This window comes from Alteromonas sp. AMM-1, assembly GCF_047290655.1.
Taxonomy (GTDB): domain Bacteria; phylum Pseudomonadota; class Gammaproteobacteria; order Enterobacterales; family Alteromonadaceae; genus Alteromonas; species Alteromonas mangrovi.
In genome coordinates this window covers 1-4,289 of sequence record NZ_JBLBUE010000232.1, presented here as the reverse complement: position 1 = coordinate 4,289, position 4,289 = coordinate 1, and the positions used below count along the sequence as shown (strand labels likewise).

Here is a 4,289-nt window from a genome sequence, read left to right as displayed (position 1 = left end):
TGTCATTTTCACTCAGAACAACAGGTTTGGGCGGTTCTTTAGCGCGTTGTTTTTCTGCATAATCCTGGTAATACGCATAACCTCCCGCCAGGGCTGCAAAGCTCAAGAATGCAAGGTGAGGCATGCCAGGCACTATCCCCATGACGAACAAAATAACTGCGGCTATCGACAACGCCTTTTTGTTTCCCAGTTGCTCTGTAATTTCTGAGCCCATTTCCTGGGTTTCATTCTCACGCGTCACAATAATGGCAGTGGCAACCGATAGCAGTAACGAGGGAATTTGTGCCACCAAACCGTCACCGATGGTTAGAATGGTGTACACTTCAAGTGCTTCGGCGAAGCCCAAATCGTGCTGGATCATGCCAATGAACAACCCGCCTACAATATTGATGAGCATGATAAACATACCCGCCACCGCGTCGCCTTTCACGAATTTTGATGCACCGTCCATGGAGCCATAAAAATCAGCTTCCGCGGTGATATCTTCGCGACGACGACGCGCTTCGTCCTGATCGATATAGCCCGCGTTCAAATCGGCATCGATGGCCATTTGCTTGCCCGGCATCGCGTCCAAGGTAAAGCGCGCGCTTACTTCTGAGATACGTCCTGCACCCGCGGTAACTACTTTAAAGTTGATAATCAGCAAGATGGCGAAAACCACCACACCCACGGCGTAGTTACCGCCAATAACGACTTCACCGAACGCTTCGATTACCCGACCCGCAGCATCACCGCCTTCATGCCCGTATAACAACACTACCCGTGTTGAGGCAACATTCAATGCCAGTCGCAATACGGTAGCAATCAACAGAACCAATGGAAATATACCAAAATCAACCGGTCGTTGTGTCAGTACGGCTACCAGGATAATGACCAGAGACAGCGCAATATTGAAGCTGAACAGTATGTCCAGTAACAAAGGAGGCATAGGCAGGATAACCATGCCCATAATCGCCAGTAAAACTAACGGTACACCCATTCCCTGAGTCAGTCGTTGCAACTGCGCTTTATCTACGCGTTGAAAATAATCAGATAGCACCATAAGTCACATTCTTACCAACAGATTTTTGACACAAAAACGTCGCTTACCAGTGGTATATCAATCGGCGTGCCAGCTTTTCGGTAGAAAATGTTAACTGACGACTTATTCATCACTCGTAGCAATACGCCTGCAAAAGCAGGCGTATTGGCAGGTGATTAATAGCGCATATCTGGTGGGATGGGCAGGTTTCTGGCCAACGGCTTGGGCCGTTTGCCTTTACCCGATTTATAGGCTTTCAACTGGAACACATAGGCCAGCACCTGAGCCACAGCCATAAACAGCTTGTGCGGGATTTCTTCATCCACTTCGGTGGTGTAATAAATGGCCCGGGTAAGCATAGGCGTTGCTACTAACGGCACGCCATGAGCGTTTGCAATTTTTCTGATGTGCATTGCAAGCTCATCGCCCCCTTTGGCTACCACTACAGGCGCACGATTGCCGTTCTGATCATACTTCAGCGCCACTGAGTAGTGAGTTGGGTTGGTGACTACCACATCGGCTTTTGGCACTTCCTGCATCATACGACGGGCAGCAGCCTGGTATTGCAAGCGGCGGATCCGGCCTTTTACCTGTGGATCACCGTCGGCATTTTTACGCTCATCCTTAACCTCTTGCTTGCTCATTTTCATTTCTTCTTTGTGCTTATACGACTGGTATGGCACGTCAATCAGGGCAATTGGGATCATGCCCAGTGTCAGAAAGAAAAACGCCCATTCGATCATGTCCAGCGCGTGAAACACGTTGAGCGGAAAAATCTCCTGATCAAGATGCAAAGCCTGATCCTGAAAAAACGACAGCGACAACAGCGCCATGCCGGCAATCACGAAAAACTTGGCAATGGCCTTAAGTAACTCCACCAGGCCGTTCATGCCAAACATCCGCTTAAACCCCGACATGGGGTTTAGCTTACTCCAGCGCGGTTGCGCCGAATACCAGGTAAAGTTGTATCCGCCCAGCGCAATCGAACCGTATATACCAGCAATCATGGCTACAATCATGTAACCAATCACCGGAATACTCACCGCCATAAGAGCTTCCCCCCAGGCAGAAAACATGTGAGTGGGATCGTAAGTTTCATCCCGCGATAGAGTAAATACGCGCTGCATCACGGCAAATAGTGCTTCAGCTATGTAGCCGCCCATTAGCAAAAACATCACGCTACTAACAATCAGTACCAGAGCGGTAGACAGTTCACGGGAGCGGGCAATCTGCCCTTTTTTACGGGCATCGCCCAACCGTTTCGCCGTCGCGTCTTCTGTTTTATCACTCGAATCAGCCACGTTGGCCTACCTCCGATCAGGTTGGACACACGGCCAGCAGTTCACACATAAACTGCAAGGCTCGCTGCCATAGATTTTCAAAGTGCGTGGTAAAGTTATCCAGCGTGAGCCAAATAATGAATAGCCCCATAATTTGGGCAATGGAAAAACCAATACTGAAAATATTCAACTGTGGCGCAGCTTTGGTCATTACGCCAAACGCCAGGTTCACAATGAGCAACGAAATGATAGGTGCCAGCGCCAGAGTGAGTGACGCAACGAACATCCAGCCAGCCCATTGGGCGATATCGCGCAGCTGTTCGGGTTCAAACCAGCTATCGCCGATCGGAAACGCCTGAAAGCTCATCACCATCATTTGGATCATGGACAAATGACCATCCAGTTGCCAAAACAGCAGCGTGGCCAATATCAGGTAGAACTGGCCCACCGCTGGCACGTTTATCCCGTTTACCGGATCAACGATACTGGCGAACCCCAAACCGGTCTGCATGGCAATAACCTGACCGGCAAGCACAAAGGTGTTCAGCACCATCATGGACACAAAGCCAATGGCAATGCCAATCAGCAATTGCTGAATACCAATTACAAACACCCCTACATCCATCAGGTTATTCACTGGCGAGGGAGGCACAACCGGCATGATCACCAGCGCAAGAAGGATAGATAACAATCCGCGAACCGGTGTGGGAATAGACTTGGCACTTAAGCCAATCATGGCAGCGAACATGCCGCTGATACGCATAAATGGCAGCAACAAATCAGCCAGAAACTGATTAATGGCAACCAATGAGACTTCCATTTAACCAATCACCTGGGGAATTTGTTCTACCATATGGAAAGTGAAATCCATCAGTTTCTGTACCAACCAGTTGCCGCCCCAGCTCAATGCCAGTAGAGTAACCAGCAAACGCGGCAAAAAGCTCATGGTTTGTTCGTTAATGGAGGTAGCAGCCTGGAACACCGCTACAATCAAACCGACTATCAGACTCGGTACAATTACCGCTGACACCAGCAGGATTACCATGAACATAGACTCGCGAAGAATTTCAACAAAGACTTCTGGTGACATGATGCGCTCCTACACACCCATACCAAAACTGGTAGCCAGGGTGCCAAAAATCAGGTTCCAGCCATCAACCAGCACGAACAACATGAGTTTGAACGGCAACGATACAATCATGGGCGACAGCATCATCATACCCATGGCCATCAGAATAGAGGCCACTACCAGGTCGATGATCAAAAACGGTATAAACAGCATGAAGCCAATTTGAAATGCGGTTTTTAGCTCGCTGGTAACAAAAGCCGGGATCAGAATATTTAACGGTACATCAGCTGGGTCCTGGTATTTACCTTCATCACCGGCAATAGACACAAAGGTTTCCAAATCCTTGACCCGCGTTTGTGAAAGCATAAACGCTCGCATGGGCCCTTTGGCTTGTTCAAACGCTTCCATTGAGGTCATTTCCTCAGCGAGATAGGGCTGCAATGCGCGTTCGTCAATTTCCTCGAATACCGGGGTCATAATAAACATCGACAAAAACAAACTCACACCAATCAGGATTTGGTTAGAGGGCGATTGCTGCAAGCCTATGGCCTGACGCAAAATCGACAACACCACAATAATCCGGGTAAACGACGTCATCATCATAATAAACGCCGGTAACAGGCTCAGCGCGGTCATGATGAACAGCGCCTGCAGGGTCATGGTGTAATCCTGGCTGCCATCGCCATTGGTGGTAACCGTCACCGCCGGGATACCCTGTTGAGCGAGTACCGGCGCAGCAAGCAAATAAATGGGCAACGCCAACGCCAGCCATTTCGCGAATTTACTTGTCATCACCGCTCTCCTTCAGCGATGGGTTCATTTTTTGTGCCATCGCCTGTACCAGTTTCTGTTTAAACATGGCACCGCCAGGATTGTGCTGTTGCGTCACAATCGGCGTGGCCAATTTACTTAAGTGGTT

5 protein-coding genes are annotated in these 4,289 nt (G+C 49.3%); all 5 read right to left on the bottom strand.

Features of this window, described 5'->3' with window-relative positions; all coding sequences use genetic code 11:
• On the bottom strand, positions 1-1,042 hold a 1,042-nt coding region (locus ACLR2L_RS19215; protein ID WP_413370511.1), incomplete at its 3' end, for an FHIPEP family type III secretion protein.
• Positions 1,043-1,197: 155 nt separating this feature from the next.
• Complete coding sequence (gene flhB / locus ACLR2L_RS19210) at positions 1,198-2,322, bottom strand: flagellar biosynthesis protein FlhB (protein ID WP_413370509.1); 1,125 nt, start codon at positions 2,320-2,322, stop codon at positions 1,198-1,200.
• Positions 2,323-2,338: 16 nt separating this feature from the next.
• The gene (gene fliR, locus ACLR2L_RS19205; RefSeq protein ID WP_413370507.1) at positions 2,339-3,121 is read right to left on the bottom strand and encodes a flagellar biosynthetic protein FliR; all 783 of its coding nucleotides are present in this window, start codon (positions 3,119-3,121) and stop codon (positions 2,339-2,341) included.
• Positions 3,122-3,391: a flagellar biosynthesis protein FliQ gene (gene fliQ / locus ACLR2L_RS19200; RefSeq protein WP_140956082.1), complete on the bottom strand. Its 270-nt coding sequence runs from the start codon at positions 3,389-3,391 to the stop codon at positions 3,122-3,124. It lies immediately after the preceding gene.
• Positions 3,392-3,400: 9 nt separating this feature from the next.
• Positions 3,401-4,162 carry a flagellar type III secretion system pore protein FliP gene (gene fliP, locus ACLR2L_RS19195; protein WP_413370506.1) on the bottom strand — a complete coding sequence of 254 codons (762 nt, stop codon included), beginning with the start codon at positions 4,160-4,162 and terminating at the stop codon, positions 3,401-3,403.
• Positions 4,163-4,289 lie beyond the last annotated feature (127 nt).

Coding starts and splice junctions, on each gene's coding strand:
- fliR (WP_413370507.1), bottom strand. CDS start 3,121: ATGGAAGTCTCATTGGTTGCCATTAATCAGTTTCTGGCTGATTTGTTG.
- fliQ (WP_140956082.1), bottom strand. CDS start 3,391: ATGTCACCAGAAGTCTTTGTTGAAATTCTTCGCGAGTCTATGTTCATG.
- fliP (WP_413370506.1), bottom strand. CDS start 4,162: ATGACAAGTAAATTCGCGAAATGGCTGGCGTTGGCGTTGCCCATTTAT.